Here is a 13322-nt window from a genome sequence, read left to right as displayed (position 1 = left end):
CCTCCCCCCCCCCCCCCCCCCCCCCCCCCCCCCACGGCCCTCAACGCATGAGGATATAGCGCTCGATGGCTTCGGCGGCGCCGTCTTCCAGGTTGCTGCCGGTGATCACATCAGCCTGGCGCTTGACCTGTTCTTCCGCCTGGCCCATGGCAATCGACAGGCCGGCACGCTGGAACATCGCCGGGTCGTTGCCGCCATCGCCCAGGGCCGCAGTGTGCTCCAGCGGCACCCCCAGGTATTCGGCCAGGGTCACCAGGGCCTGCCCCTTGTCCGCCTGCAAGGCAGTGAGATCGAGGAACCTGGGTTGGGAACGGGACGCCTGGGCCTGCCCTGCAGTGGCGGCCTGCAGGCGGGCCTCCAACTGCACCAGCAAACGGTGATCGCTGCTGGCGGCGACGATCTTGTCGATGCGCGGCAGGTATTCCTCGAAGCTGTCCACCACCTTGGGGGCGTAACCCAGCGCCTGGCGCTCCAGGGGCATCAGGGCACCGTCCAGGTTGCGCAGCAGCCATTCGTTGTCGGCAAACACCCAGGTCTCGACCTGTGGGCAGGGTTCGAACAGCAGCAAGGCGGTGACCGCCGCTTCCACCGGAACATGGTGGCGAGCCAGGAAACTGCCATCGGGCTTGACGATGCTGCCGCCGTTGAAGCCGGCAGTGGGCAGGTCGACGCCCAGCGCCTCGATCTGCTGCAGCATGGCCCGCGGCGGCCGTCCGGTGGCCAGGCTGAAGGCTACCCCGGCCTCGCGCAGCGCACGGACCGCATCCAGGGTGCGGGGGCTGAGGCTGTGGTCGGGGCGCAACAGGGTGCCGTCCATGTCACTGAGGAGGAACGCGATAGGCCGCGCCTGCATGCCACTCACCCCAGGGGTCGCCATACGCGGCCATCCCGGGCCAGCAGTTCATCCCCGGCTGCCGGGCCATCCACGCCCGCCGGGTAGCTCTGCAAGCTGACGTCCTGTTGCCAGGCATCGAGGAAAGGTTGCACCGCGCGCCAGCCGTTCTCGATGTTGTCGGCGCGCTGGAACAGGGTCTGGTCGCCGATCAGGCAGTCGTAGATCAGGGTTTCGTAGCCAGTGGAGGGCTGCATCTCGAAAAAGTCGCGGTAGGCAAAACCCAGCTCGATGTTGGCCATGTCCAGGCTCGGCCCGGGCTTTTTCGCCAGCAGGTCGAACCACATGCCTTCGTTGGGCTGGATCTGGATCCGCAGGTAGGTCGGCAACAGGCGCTCGACCTCGGTATCGCGGAACTGTGCATAGGGCGCCGGCTTGAAGCAGATGACGATCTCGGTGTCACGCACACTCATGCGCTTGCCGGTGCGCAGGTAGAATGGCACCCCGACCCAGCGCCAGTTGTCGATCATCACCTTCAGCGCAACGTAGGTTTCGGTGCTGCTGTCCGGCGCCACGTTGGCTTCCTCGCGGTAGCCCGCCAGGGCCTTGCCGGCCACTTCACCGGCGCTGTACTGGCCGCGCACCGAGTTGGCCCGGGCCTCTTCCACGGACCAGGGGCGGATAGCCCCCACCACCTTGGCCTTTTCGCCACGTACCGCATCGGCGCCAAAGGCAGCGGGCGGCTCCATGGCCACCATCGCCAGCAACTGGAACAGGTGGTTGGGCACCATGTCCCGCAGGGCACCGGTGTGTTCATAAAAGCTGCCACGGGTTTCCACGCCGACGGTTTCCGCCGCGGTGATCTGCACGTGGTCGATGTAATGGTTGTTCCAGAATGCCTCGAACAGGCTGTTGGAAAAACGGCTGACCAGGATGTTCTGGACCGTTTCCTTGCCCAGGTAATGGTCGATGCGATAGATCTGCTTCTCGCTCATGACCTTGAGCAGGCAGCCGTTGAGGGCTTCGGCGGTCTGCAGGTCGGAGCCGAAGGGCTTTTCAATCACCACCCGGCGAAAAGCCTGCGGCCCCTCCTCCAGCAACCCGGCGCTGCCCAGGCGGCGCACCACTTCACTGAAGAAGCGCGGTGCGGTGGCCAGGTAGAACACCGCGTTGCCGGTGCCGCTGGCGGCAATCCGCGCCGCCAGTTCGGCATAGGTGGAGTCGTCGAGAAAATCGCCCTGGACATAGCTGATGCCCCGGGTCAGGCGGGCCCAGACGGCGGCATCCACCGCCGCCCCCTGGCCTTGCTTGTTGAGCACTTCATCGCGAAGGAAGTCTTCCAGCAGGGTGGCGAACTCGGCGTCGCTCACCGCGTTGTGGTCGACGCCGACAATCCGCAGCCCCTCATCCAGCAAACCGTCGCGGCTGAGGTTGTACAGCGCCGGCATCAGCAGGCGCTTGACCAGATCACCGCGGGCGCCGAACAGGAACAGCGTGGTCGGCGGCGCCGGCAACGCCTTGGACTTCTTTCGCGTGGTGGTCATTTTTTCCCGGTCTCCACATGGCCGCCAAAGCCGAAGCGCATGGCCGAGAGCAGCTTGTCACCGTAGGTGCCCTGGCCGCGGGAGCGGTAGCGGGAGAACAGCGAGTTGGACAGTACCGGCACCGGCACCGATTGCTCCATGGCCGCTTCGATGGTCCAGCGCCCTTCGCCACTGTCGGCCACCGAGCCGGAGAAGCCGTCGAGCTTCGGATCGCCCGCCAGGGCATCGGCGGTCAGGTCCAGCAGCCAGGAGGACACCACGCTGCCACGGCGCCAGACTTCGGCGATATCGGCGACATTGAGGTCGAAGCGCTGGTCTTCCGGAAGGCTTTCCGAGGCCTTGGTCTTGAGGATGTCGAAGCCCTCGGCGAAGGCCTGCATCATGCCGTACTCGATGCCGTTGTGGATCATCTTGACGAAGTGCCCGGAGCCGGCCGGGCCGGCGTGGATGTAGCCGCGTTCGGCACGGTCGTCATCGGCGACCCGGTCCTTGGTCCGCGGGATGGTGCCCATGCCGGGCGCCAGGGCGGCGAACAGCGGGTCCAGGCGCAGCACTTCGGCAGCGTCGCCGCCGATCATCATGCAGTAGCCACGCTCCAGGCCCCAGACGCCGCCGGAGGTGCCGACGTCGATGTACTTCAGGCCCTTTTGCGCCAGGTCGCGGGCGCGGCGGATGTCGTCTTTATAGTAGGTGTTGCCACCGTCGATGATCACATCGCCCGGCTCCAGCAACTGGCTGAGGGTGTCGATGGTGTCTTCGGTGGGTGCGCCCGCGGGCAGCATGACCCAGACCGCCCGGGGCTTTTCCAGGCCCGCCACCAGGGCCGGCAGGTCGGCGACGCCCTTGGCGCCTTCAGCGGCCAGGGCGCTGACGAAGTCGGTGTTGCGGTCAAAGACTACGGTCTCGTGCCCATTGAGCATCAGGCGCCGTGCAATGTTGCCGCCCATGCGGCCCAGTCCAATAATCCCCAGTTGCATGTGCTGATGCTCCTACTGCAAAAATTCTGATCAAAAAAAGTTATAGCCCAGTGGGCCGGGGCAAAATCCCGAGGGGCGCAACTATACAAGGCAAGAAGCCCCAAGACAGCGCAATCTTCAGACAGATTCCGAGTTTTTACCCCCGACGGCGCGAATTACCCATCGACCGGCCCCAGCCAATTCCCCTGACGGGCAGCAGAGCAATGAAGATTAGTCCTGTGCCAGCCCCTGAAGTTTCCCTGGCCCTGGGTGGATAACGCTGCAAATCTGCGCGAAGACACAGCGACCGCGAAAAATAAAAAAGTTCCCTTTGCCCGAAAAATAAATAAAATTGTCACCGATAGTGTTTTGCGCAGGGATGCGGCCAGCGAAGCATAGTTGAGACACGCCATTTGCGAGGTGAAGCAATGGGCACAGTACTACCGGCACGACCAGCACAAACCCTGTACGTCAGCATTCGTCGTGACGAATTGCGTCAACTCAAAGACGAACGCGATCAACTGCAACGGGAGCTCGCACAATTGCGCCTGCAGTTGCAAAGCCAGGGTCAACCGGCGCCGCTACACCTCTCCTCCGCGAGCTGAGCCTCGCCCCTGAACGCAGGCCCGACCTGCGTTCAGCCCCGCTGTAGGTCCCGGGCCAAGCCGCCTTCCCGCGCCATACCGCCACAGCCCACCCCGTTGCAGACCACAAAATAGCGACGTTCAGCTGACAAAGTTTTCACACTTGCCTGTCGATACTCCCGGCCATTGTGGCCGTCTTGTTACAAGACGGCGCTCATTCGCGACGCCCTTGGCGCGCAATGAATCTGGATCCCTGGGGAGCGCTCAATGGCATTGTTCAAACGCAGTAATGCATCTGCGAAAGGTTTTGACTGGATGGGGCTGCTCTGGCTGTTCCTGTTCTTCTGGTATTTCTCCGGCATCACCCAACTGCTGATCCAGCTGACCGACACCTCCGGCTTCACCGGTTTCCGCCAGGCGTTCTTAATGAGCGCCATCTGGCTGGCACCGATGCTGCTGTTCCCGGCGCGCACCAAAGTCATGGCCGCCGTGATCGGCGTGGTGCTCTGGGCCTGTTCCATGGCCAGCCTGGGCTACTTCTTCGTCTACCAGCAGGAGTTCTCGCAAAGCGTCATCTTCATCATGTTCGAGTCCAACCCCTCGGAAGCCGGTGAATACCTGACCCAGTACTTTGCCTGGTGGATGCTCCTGGCGTTCCTCGCCCACAGCGCATTCGCCTTCTTCCTCTGGACCCGCCTGCGCCCGGTCTACCTGCCTCGGGGCCAGGCCCTGGTGGCGGCGACGGCTATCCTGGTGGCCATCGTCGGCTACCCGCTGGTCAAGCAGATCTCCCGCGCCGATACCCTGGCCGCCGGCCTGGAGAAATTCGAAACCCGCATCGAGCCCGCCGTGCCCTGGCAGATGGTGATTGCCTATCGCCGCTACCGCGAGCAACTGGACGGCATGCAGGGCATGCTCGCCAGCGCCAGCAAGATCGCCCCCCTGACCAACCTCAAGGACAGCATGGCCAACCAGCCGGCGACCCTGGTACTGGTCATCGGCGAATCCACCAACCGCCAGCGCATGAGCCTGTACGGCTACCCGCGCCAGACCACCCCGGAGCTGGACAAGCTCAAGGATCAGCTGGCGATCTTCAACAACGTCATCACCCCGCGCCCCTACACCATCGAGGCGCTGCAGCAGGTACTGACCTTCGCCGACGAAGAAAACCCCGACCTGTACCTCAAGAGCCCGTCCCTGGTCAGCGTGATGAAGCAGGCCGGCTACAAGACCTACTGGATCACCAACCAGCAGACCATGACCAAGCGCAACACCATGCTCACCACCTTCTCCGAACAGGCGGACGAGCAGGTGTACCTGAACAACAACCGCAACCAGAACGCCCGCCAGTACGACGGCGACGTGCTCGAACCGTTCTCCAAGGCCCTGGCCGACAGCGCACCGCGCAAGTTCATCGTGGTCCACCTGCTGGGCACCCACATGAGCTACCAGTACCGCTATCCGCCCAGCTTCGACAAGTTCAATGATCGCCAGGGCGTACCGGCCGGCGTGCGCGACGACCAGCTGCCCACCTACAACAGCTACGACAACGCCGTGCTGTACAACGACTTCGTGGTCTCGAACCTGATCAAGAACTACGCCAAGACCGACCCCAACGGTTTCCTGCTGTACCTCTCGGACCACGGCGAGGACGTCTTCGACTCCGCCGGCCATGACACCCTGGGGCGCAACGAAGCCCGGCCGACGGCGCCGATGTACACCATTCCGTTCATGGCCTGGGCCTCGCCGAAATGGCGGGAAACCCATGACTGGAGCTTTGCCTCGGACCTCAGCCGCCCCTACATGAGCTCCCAGCTGATTCACACCTGGGCGGACCTGGCGGGCCTGAGTTTCGATGAGCTGGACCACAGCCGCAGCCTGGTGAGCGACAGCTTCAAGCCACGCCCGCTGCTGATCGGCGACCCCTACTCGCGCCAGAGCAAGCCCTTGATCGACTTCAGCCTGATGAAACCCAAGGCCCCGGACGAAGCCACGGTGGTACAGAAGTAAGCCCCCTGCCACACCCGCTGGATCCGGCTTGCCGGCAAACAGCCCCGAGAACCCTGGCCGGTTCCCGGGGCTTTTTTTTGCACCAGGCCGCGTCCGCAGGTGGCGCCTTCAAGGCGGTGCCCTTCCCGGCCAGCGCGGCCAAGCGCCGGCAAAGACACATGATGTCGAAATTGTAATCAGCACTTCAGGCTGACGTTAACCCTCGCTTAATACACTTCGGTGAAACTTTCGCCCATCACTTCTTGTGCAGGGACGTAACAAGTACCGAACATTCTTAAGCAGGAAAAACAGCATGAAACTTTCAACTTTGGTATTAAGCGGCCTGATTCTGGTAGGTTCCAGCGCGGCCTTTGCCGAAGGTGGCTCGGAAAATATGCAGCGCTTCTATGACAACTTCCGCGTTAGCCAGCAGCAACTTCACGGCGACAAGACCGAAAACACCGCGAAAGCCGAAAAGCAGAAATCCGAGCCCAACTATTCCGCCTCGGATGCCAAGCAACAACAGCCTGGTGCCTGACCCCCAGTTCCAGCGATACCCATTCCCGGCAATCTGCTCCTTTGCCAGAAGTGGATGTTTGGCGCCCTTGCGGGCGCCTTTTTCATAGGGGCTGCCCTCCCTCTCTTGCACCCGCATGACAGACAGATGACAACCCGGTCATCTGCCGCCCGCAGTGCCCCGGCTCAATTAGTATCGCCGCACCATGCCGCTCGCCACTGATCGGACAGCCTGGTTAATCAGTTGAATTAGCTGGGTTATTTTATTGACCCTATAGCTACTACAGACTTTAACCTGCGCTCGCTCGACAGCCCCGACAGCTTTGAAGAGGATATTGCAATGCGCATTCTGGTGATTGAGGACGAACCCAAGACGGCCGACTACCTGCATCAGGGCCTGAGTGAAAGTGGCTATGTGGTGGACCGGGCGAACAATGGCGTGGACGGCCTGCACCTGATTCAACAACAGCCCTATGAATTGGTAATCCTGGATATCAACCTGCCCGGCAAAGATGGTTGGCAAGTTCTTGAACAACTGCAGGGAAACTATCCCGCACGGGTCATGATGTTGACTGCCCGCGGGCGCCTGGAAGACAAGGTCAAGGGCCTGGATATGGGCGCCGATGATTATCTGGTCAAACCGTTTCAATTTCCCGAGTTGCTGGCCCGGGTTCGTACCCTGATGCGTCGTAGTGAAGTCATTGTCCAACCGGAAGTTCTGCAAGTTGCCGACCTGCAACTTGACCCGCGCCGTCATCGGGCTTATCGCGGCAGTCGGCGTATCGACCTGACGACCAAGGAGTTCACCCTGCTGCATGTATTGATGCGCCACAGCGGAGAAGTACTGACCCGCACCCAGATCATTTCCCTGGTCTGGGACATGAACTTCGACTGCGACACCAATGTGGTGGAAGTCTCCATCAGCCGCTTGCGGGGCAAGATCGACGACGCCAGTGACGTCAAGCTGATCCATACCCTGCGCGGTGTCGGTTATGTCCTGGAAGCACGCCCATGACAGCGCGCCCCGCCGCCGCGGCCAGCAGCCTGTCCATGCGCCTGGGGCTGACCGTCGCCCTGATGGGCGCGGCACTGGTGGTGCTGCTGGCAACCCTGGCCTACCTGGCGTTGAACCATGAGCTGGACAACCTGGCGCGCAAGGGCCTGGACAGCAAGCTGGAGCAAATCCGGCACAGCCTCACCAGCGACCTCAAGAGCAGTGACCTGGCGGCCCGCCCCCATTCCCTGCTGGACCTGGTGATGGGCCACGACAACCTGCAATTGAGCATCCTCGGCAGCGATCCGCTGGCCGAACCCCTGCTGATTGTCGGCGGCATGGCCCAGGAGTCCCTGCCCGAGCCCCTGGGCAATATCGGTGGCGATGGCTATGTCGACTGGCGCGACAGCCGCGGCAACCCCTTGCTCAGCGCCCTGCGGCAGATGAGCCTGCGCAACGGCGAGCAGGTCCAGGTGGTACTGACCCTGGACCGCAGCAACGATCAGGCGCTGCTCAGCGCCTACCTGCGCTCCACGGTGATCGCCCTGCCCCTGTTGCTGCTGCTGATCGGTTTCGGCGCCTGGTGGCTGGTGCAACGGGGCCTGCTGCCGCTGCAGCAGTTCAGCCGGGTCGCGGCGCGGGTGACCACCCAGGACCTGACCCACCGCCTGAAGCTGCAGGGCCTGCCCCGGGAGCTGGCGGAGCTGGGCCAGGGCATCAATGTCATGCTGCAACGCCTGGACGGCGGCGTGCAGCGCCTGTCGCAGTTCTCCGACGACCTGGCCCACGAGTTGCGCTCGCCCATCAGCAACCTGATGGGCAAGGCCCAGGTGACCCTGTCCCGGGAACGCCCGCCAGAGGAGTACAAGGCGGTGCTGGAGGCCAGCATCGAAGAGCTGGAGCGGGTCACGCGGATCGTCGCCGACATGCTGTTCCTGGCCCAGGTCAGCCAGCCGGCGTCCCAGGCCCGGTTCGCCCGGGTCTCGCTGGGGGAAGAAGCGCGCCGGGTCATCGACCTGTTCGCCCTGAGCGCCGAAGAGAAGCAGCTGCAACTGCAGCCCAGTGGCGATGCCTGGGTGCTGGGGGACCGGCTGATGATCCAGCGGGCCATTTCCAACCTGCTGTCCAACGCCATTCGCCACAGCCCGCCGCGGGGGCAGATCAGCCTGCGGGTGGAGCAGACCATGGAGGCCGTGAGCCTGAGCGTGGGCAACCCCGGCCCGGGCATCCCTGCCAGCCACCTGCCCCATCTGTTCGAGCGCTTCTATCGGGTCGACAGCAGCCGCACCCGGGCCGAAGGCGGCACCGGGCTGGGCCTGGCCATCGTCCGTTCGATCATGAACCTGCACCAGGGGCGCACCGAGGTCAGCAGCATCCCCGAACTCCTGACCGAGTTCCGCCTGGTATTCCCACGGCTCGACCCGGCGCAGCACGATCTCTAGAGCAGCCAGGCACCGGCCCCGGCCCCCAGCAGCACCAGGGCCCAGGGCGGCACCCGGCCGCTGCGCAACAGCAGCAGCGCCAGCAACACCGCCACCAGTTCCGGTGCGCCGGTCACGCTGCTGGTCCACAGGGGTTGGTACAACGCTGCCGCCAGCAGGCCCACCACCGCGGCATTGACCCCGGCCAGGGCCGCCTGGATGCCCTGGCGGTGGCGCAGCCGCTGCCAGAAGGGCACCACGCCGATCACCAGCAACAACCCCGGCAGAAAGATCGCCAGCAGGCACACCACCGCCCCACTCCAGCCATCGATGGCCGCGCCGAGAAAGGCCGCGACGCTGAACAGCGGGCCGGGCATCGCCTGGGCGCTGGCGTACCCGGCCAGGAACAGCGGGCTGCTGACCCAGCCGGGCTCCACCACCTGCGCCTGCAACAGCGGCAGCACCACATGGCCGCCGCCGAATACCAGAGCGCCGACCCGGTAGAAACCATCGAACAGGCTCAGCAGGCGCCCCGGCCAGAGCAGCACCAGCCCCGGCAACAGCACCAGCAGCAATAGCGCCAGCCCCAGGCAACACGCCCCCAGGCGGCGACTCGACCCAGAGGGAGGGCTCTGGACCTGCACCTGGAACACCGGCCTGATCAGCCAGCGGCCCAGCAGCGCCGCCAGCAGCATCACCAGCAACTGCCCGCCCAGGCCCGGCCAGCGCAGCACCAGCGCCGCGGCCAGCACTGCAATGACGATCTGCAAGGCGCCCCGGCACAGGCTGCGGGCCATGCCCCACAAGGCCTGGGCCACCACCGCCACCGCCACCAGTTGCAAGCCCTTGAGCGCCCCGGCCGGGACCCCGCCCCCCAACCCCAGGGCCAGCAGTGCCAGGGCCAGGGCCGAGGGCAAGGTAAAGCCGGCCCAGGCACACAGGGCCCCGGGCAGGCCACGGCGAGACAATCCCAGGGCGATGCCGACCTGACTGCTGGCAGGTCCGGGAAGAAACTGGCACAGCGCGACCAGCTCGGCATAGGCCGCCTCCCCCAGCCAGCGCCGGCGCTGGACGAATTCCTGGCGAAAGTAGCCCAGGTGCGCCAGCGGCCCGCCAAACGAACTCAGGCCCAGGCGCAGAAACACCAGGAAGATCCGCCAGGGTGTTTCTACCGGGACCGGCGCGCAGGGGCTGGGGGCGTGCATTACAAGGCTTTGCTCCAGAACAGCATGCGCCCGTGAGCCGGGTCGAGCATGGCATTGGCGAAACCGCAGGCGCGATAGGCGGCCTGGGCCTGGGCATTGCCCTCCAGCACTTCCAGGGTGACCTTGCAGCAGCCCCGTTGCCGGGCGATGTCCTCGACCTTCTGCAGCAGGCGCTTGCTCAGGCCCTGGCCGCGGTAGCTGTCCAGCACCACCACGTCATGGATATTCACCAGGGGCCGGCAGGCAAAGGTGGAGAAGCCTTCGAAGCAGTTCACCAGGCCCACCGGCTGCCCGCCGGCAAAGGCCAGCACGCTGAACGCCTGGGGCCGCTTGGCCAGCTCCGCCGGCAACTGCTGGAGCCGGTCTGCGTCCAGGGGCTGGCCGCCGCCCATGGGGTCCTCGGCATAGTGGTTGAGCAACACGCCTATGGCTTCGGCATGCACCGGGTTGCTGTAACTGGCTTGCAACACCACGACATCGGCAACGTCCATGTTCATCCTCGATCAACGTATTGAAAGTGAGCGCTCAGGGCTCAGGCAGCCTCGATTGTAGGCTGGGGGATTTGACCAAACGAAGATTTTTAACCCGCGCACTACAGAAAAAATCCTAAGCAGCGGCCGGGATCCACGGCAGCCGGAAAGGTTTCCCTTCAGGCCGCGGGCCCACCGGCAAAACGCTGCAACTGCATTTCCTGCAGGCGGCTGAGGGTGCGGCGGAAAGCGAACTCCAGGTAGCCCTCGGTGTATAGCTGTTCCATGGGCACCCGGGCTTCCAGGTACAGCGGCACCTTGCGGTCGTAGCACTCGTCCACCAGGGCGATGAAACGCCGCACCGCGTCGTCATGTACCGACAGCTGCGGCAACTCACGATCCCCGGCCACCACCCGCTCGGCACCATCCTCGGTGCCCCGGGCAATGCGTGCGGGGCGCTGGCAAGCGCTGAGGTTGGGCACATCGCTCAGGAGAATGGCCTGGAAGCGGTCGCACAGGGCCATGAAGTCCATGGCGGAAAACGGCTGTTCGCACAGTTCGACGAAGCTGCACCAGACCACCGTCCCGCACGCCTTGACCACCTGCAACGGGCGATAGCCGAGCAACAGCGGCTCGCTGCTCGCCGGCTGCCCGGCACTCAAGCGCTCGAACACCGGCCCCAGGGCGCTCGGCTGCCCCTCGGCGCCAAGCCAGTAGCGTTGCTCGGCGGTGCCCGGGTGCAGGCGGTGATCCTGCTCGCCGTCCACCGCCACCACCTGCATGTGCTGGCGGATGGCGCTGATCGCCGGAACGAAGCGCTCGCGGTTGAAGCCATCGGCATACAGCTGCTCCGGGGGCTGGTTGGAGGTGCAGACCAGCACCACGCCCTGGTCGAACATCACCTGGAACAGGCGCCCGAGGATGATCGCGTCACCGATGTCATTGACGAACAGTTCATCGAAGCACAGCACCCGCACCTCTTCGGCCAGCTCCCGGGCCAGGGCCTGCAAGGGGTCGGCAATACCGGTCAGCTGGAACGAACGCTGGTGCACCCAGCCCATGAAGTGATGAAAGTGCTGGCGCCGCGCCGGGACCCGCAGGCTCTGGTAGAACTGGTCCATCAGCCAGGTCTTGCCCCGTCCAACCGCCCCCCACAGATAGACCCCGGGCACCGCCGTGCGCCCTTGATGCAGGGCTTCATGGCATTGCTGCAAGGCCTGCACCGCCCGCGCCTGCGCCGCGTCGGCGACAAAGCCCTGCTGCTCCAGGGCGTATTGGTAGGCGCTCATGGGGGAATCGAATGGCATGGGGCTCGGGCCTCCTGGCAAAGAGCCGCAGTATGCCAGCATGAGCCGCTCCAGGCCGACCTGTAGCCGCTGCCGAGCCCGCGAAGCTGGGAAAAGGACCGCAGGGCCTTGCCTGGCGATCTCCAGCAAAACCTTGGGCATGCTCAGGTTTGTCGCCGCGTGCGCCAGCGGCTACATCAGCGGGAAATATCCAGGCGTTCGATCCGCCCCTGGGCGTCCAGGCGGAAGGTATGGCGCAGGGCCAGGGGGCTGCCGGGGAAGTCACCGCACACCCGGCTGTCGAGCAGCACTTTGCCGGTGCGCTGCTGGACTCCGAGGATTTCCAGGCGGCACGCGCCTTTGCCCATCCAGCGGGCGATCTGCTGGGGCCCCACGCAGTGCTCGCGTTCATCGAAGACCTGGGCGCGGTCGGCGAAGATCGACGCCACCACTGCGCGGTCGCCGCTGTTGATGGCCGTGACATAAGCGGCGATGGCCGGGGCCAGGGAAGGGTCTGTGGCCGACATGACAAAAGCTCCTTGCTGTTGAATGAGTGGCCCATGCTAAAGCCCTCGCGTGTCATTTCCTGTCAGCAGTGAAACGGCCCTGCTCATCGCTGTGCATGCGTTTGCGCCAGGCTCGCAGCCAGTCGCTGCGCCGCCCCGGATACCGCTCGCCCTGCTCCTGGGCGGCGGCAATGCGGTCGGTGCGGAAGGTGCGGTAATCCTCGCGCAATTCACACCAGGCCACGATCACCCGGGCCTCGTTGAGAAAGCCCAGGGCCAGGGGCCAGACCCGGCGCTGGCTGGGGTTCTGGTTGACGTCGGCATAGTCGATCAGCAGCTTGGCCTGAAGACGGATCGCCTGGCGGAACACATTGAGCGACACCGGGTTGTCGGGGAAGCCGTAGCCCGCCGGGCCGGGCAACAGGGTCGGATTGCGCAGTGCGTCCTGGGCCGCGGGGGCCAGCACCGCAGCGATCTTGGCCATGGCATCGGCGGCGGCCTTGCTCAGTTCCTCGTCGCCGCGCTGATCGACGTAGCGCAGGCCCAGCACCACGGCCTCGGTCTCATCGGCATTGAGCATCAACGGCGGCAGGAACAGCCCGCTGCGCAGCACGTACCCTATCCCCGCCTCACCGTAGATCGGCGCGCCCAGGGCGGTCAGCTCGGCGATATCGCGGTACAGGGTGCGCTCGGAAACCTCCAGCTCCGAGGCCAGGGTCGCGGCGGTCACCGGACGGCTTTTGCCCCGCAGCATCTGCAGCAGGGTGAGTAAACGGCTGGCTCGCGACACGCAGGTGCACTCCGGAAAAAACACCGGCGCAGATTACCAGAGCCTCCTGACAGTTTCTGTCAGGAGGATGGGGGTTGGCGGGACATTGCCAGGCATGGTTCTGCCGGGGTCCTGTAGCCGCTGGCGCAGGCGGCGAAGGCACTGCGTCGCAGGGTCGCAAGGCTGCTGATGCGCCCAGGGTTCGGCTGGGAGTTGCCAAGCAAGGCCCTGCGGGCCTTTGTGCAGCCTC

At 64.8% G+C, this 13322-nt stretch carries 13 protein-coding genes; 5 read left to right on the top strand and 8 right to left on the bottom strand.

The genetic code is table 11. From position 1 onward, the window contains the following. Positions 1-40 precede the first annotated feature (40 nt). The 3 genes from AC1RCO_RS05025 to gnd are packed head-to-tail and all read right to left on the bottom strand — an operon-like array spanning position 41 to position 3353. Positions 41-877: an HAD family hydrolase gene (locus tag AC1RCO_RS05025; RefSeq protein ID WP_492617461.1), complete on the bottom strand. Its 837-nt coding sequence runs from the start codon at positions 875-877 to the stop codon at positions 41-43. Beyond that, on the bottom strand, positions 859-2376 hold the full coding sequence (gene zwf / locus AC1RCO_RS05020) for a glucose-6-phosphate dehydrogenase (protein WP_445495381.1): 1518 nt from the start codon (positions 2374-2376) through the stop codon (positions 859-861). Before zwf ends, AC1RCO_RS05025 begins: the two co-directional genes overlap by 19 nt. Next, a complete protein-coding gene (gene gnd, locus AC1RCO_RS05015) occupies positions 2373-3353 on the bottom strand; it encodes a phosphogluconate dehydrogenase (NAD(+)-dependent, decarboxylating) (RefSeq protein WP_015635708.1) in 981 nt (326 codons plus the stop codon). Before gnd ends, zwf begins: the two co-directional genes overlap by 4 nt. Positions 3354-3760: 407 nt before the next feature. Here gnd and AC1RCO_RS05010 point away from each other — a divergent pair, with 407 nt between their 5' ends. From AC1RCO_RS05010 to AC1RCO_RS04990, 5 genes are all read left to right on the top strand, one after another. Then, positions 3761-3937 (top strand): DUF6026 family protein, encoded by a 177-nt coding sequence (locus AC1RCO_RS05010; protein WP_220222694.1) that lies wholly within the window; start codon positions 3761-3763, stop codon positions 3935-3937. Positions 3938-4183: 246 nt separating this feature from the next. After that, a complete protein-coding gene (locus AC1RCO_RS05005) occupies positions 4184-5926 on the top strand; it encodes a phosphoethanolamine transferase CptA (protein ID WP_065364121.1) in 1743 nt (580 codons plus the stop codon). A gap of 292 nt (positions 5927-6218) precedes the next feature. Beyond that, a complete protein-coding gene (locus tag AC1RCO_RS05000) occupies positions 6219-6443 on the top strand; it encodes a hypothetical protein (protein ID WP_015635710.1) in 225 nt (74 codons plus the stop codon). A 318-nt stretch (positions 6444-6761) separates the two neighbouring features. Next, positions 6762-7436 (top strand): heavy metal response regulator transcription factor, encoded by a 675-nt coding sequence (locus tag AC1RCO_RS04995; protein WP_011061434.1) that lies wholly within the window; start codon positions 6762-6764, stop codon positions 7434-7436. After that, positions 7433-8857: a heavy metal sensor histidine kinase gene (locus tag AC1RCO_RS04990; RefSeq protein WP_492617460.1), complete on the top strand. Its 1425-nt coding sequence runs from the start codon at positions 7433-7435 to the stop codon at positions 8855-8857. Before AC1RCO_RS04995 ends, AC1RCO_RS04990 begins: the two co-directional genes overlap by 4 nt. Here the strand turns inward: AC1RCO_RS04990 and chrA are convergent. The 5 genes from chrA to AC1RCO_RS04965 form a co-directional block, all read right to left on the bottom strand. Further along, positions 8854-10041, bottom strand: a complete 1188-nt coding sequence (chrA, locus tag AC1RCO_RS04985) for a chromate efflux transporter (RefSeq protein ID WP_015635712.1) — start codon at positions 10039-10041, stop codon at positions 8854-8856. The two genes, AC1RCO_RS04990 and chrA, sit on opposite strands and share 4 nt — an antisense overlap. Then, positions 10041-10532: a GNAT family N-acetyltransferase gene (locus AC1RCO_RS04980; protein WP_011061437.1), complete on the bottom strand. Its 492-nt coding sequence runs from the start codon at positions 10530-10532 to the stop codon at positions 10041-10043. Before AC1RCO_RS04980 ends, chrA begins: the two co-directional genes overlap by 1 nt. Positions 10533-10690: 158 nt before the next feature. Beyond that, positions 10691-11818, bottom strand: coding sequence for a cell division protein ZapE (gene zapE, locus AC1RCO_RS04975; protein WP_053151782.1), 1128 nt, complete (start codon positions 11816-11818; stop codon positions 10691-10693). Between the two features lie 176 nt (positions 11819-11994). Then, complete coding sequence (locus AC1RCO_RS04970; RefSeq protein ID WP_047286763.1) at positions 11995-12324, bottom strand: nuclear transport factor 2 family protein; 330 nt, start codon at positions 12322-12324, stop codon at positions 11995-11997. A gap of 52 nt (positions 12325-12376) precedes the next feature. After that, the gene (locus AC1RCO_RS04965) at positions 12377-13093 is read right to left on the bottom strand and encodes a helix-turn-helix transcriptional regulator (protein WP_015635716.1); all 717 of its coding nucleotides are present in this window, start codon (positions 13091-13093) and stop codon (positions 12377-12379) included. Positions 13094-13322 lie beyond the last annotated feature (229 nt).

Source organism: Pseudomonas sp. GW823-FHT03E05 (assembly GCF_058796855.1).
The sequence above is the reverse complement of the archived record's forward strand: the minus strand, read 5'-3'. Positions and strand labels throughout refer to the sequence as shown.

Bases quoted from the DNA above. Each gene is read 5' to 3' on its own strand.
- AC1RCO_RS04970 (WP_047286763.1), bottom strand. From the start codon at position 12,324: ATGTCGGCCACAGACCCTTCCCTGGCCCCGGCCATCGCCGCTTATGTC.
- zapE (WP_053151782.1), bottom strand. From the start codon at position 11,818: ATGCCATTCGATTCCCCCATGAGCGCCTACCAATACGCCCTGGAGCAG.
- chrA (WP_015635712.1), bottom strand. From the start codon at position 10,041: ATGCACGCCCCCAGCCCCTGCGCGCCGGTCCCGGTAGAAACACCCTGG.
- AC1RCO_RS04990 (WP_492617460.1), top strand. From the start codon at position 7,433: ATGACAGCGCGCCCCGCCGCCGCGGCCAGCAGCCTGTCCATGCGCCTG.
- AC1RCO_RS05005 (WP_065364121.1), top strand. From the start codon at position 4,184: ATGGCATTGTTCAAACGCAGTAATGCATCTGCGAAAGGTTTTGACTGG.
- AC1RCO_RS04995 (WP_011061434.1), top strand. From the start codon at position 6,762: ATGCGCATTCTGGTGATTGAGGACGAACCCAAGACGGCCGACTACCTG.
- AC1RCO_RS04980 (WP_011061437.1), bottom strand. From the start codon at position 10,532: ATGGACGTTGCCGATGTCGTGGTGTTGCAAGCCAGTTACAGCAACCCG.
- AC1RCO_RS05000 (WP_015635710.1), top strand. From the start codon at position 6,219: ATGAAACTTTCAACTTTGGTATTAAGCGGCCTGATTCTGGTAGGTTCC.
- AC1RCO_RS05010 (WP_220222694.1), top strand. From the start codon at position 3,761: ATGGGCACAGTACTACCGGCACGACCAGCACAAACCCTGTACGTCAGC.
- zwf (WP_445495381.1), bottom strand. From the start codon at position 2,376: ATGACCACCACGCGAAAGAAGTCCAAGGCGTTGCCGGCGCCGCCGACC.
- AC1RCO_RS05025 (WP_492617461.1), bottom strand. From the start codon at position 877: ATGGCGACCCCTGGGGTGAGTGGCATGCAGGCGCGGCCTATCGCGTTC.
- gnd (WP_015635708.1), bottom strand. From the start codon at position 3,353: ATGCAACTGGGGATTATTGGACTGGGCCGCATGGGCGGCAACATTGCA.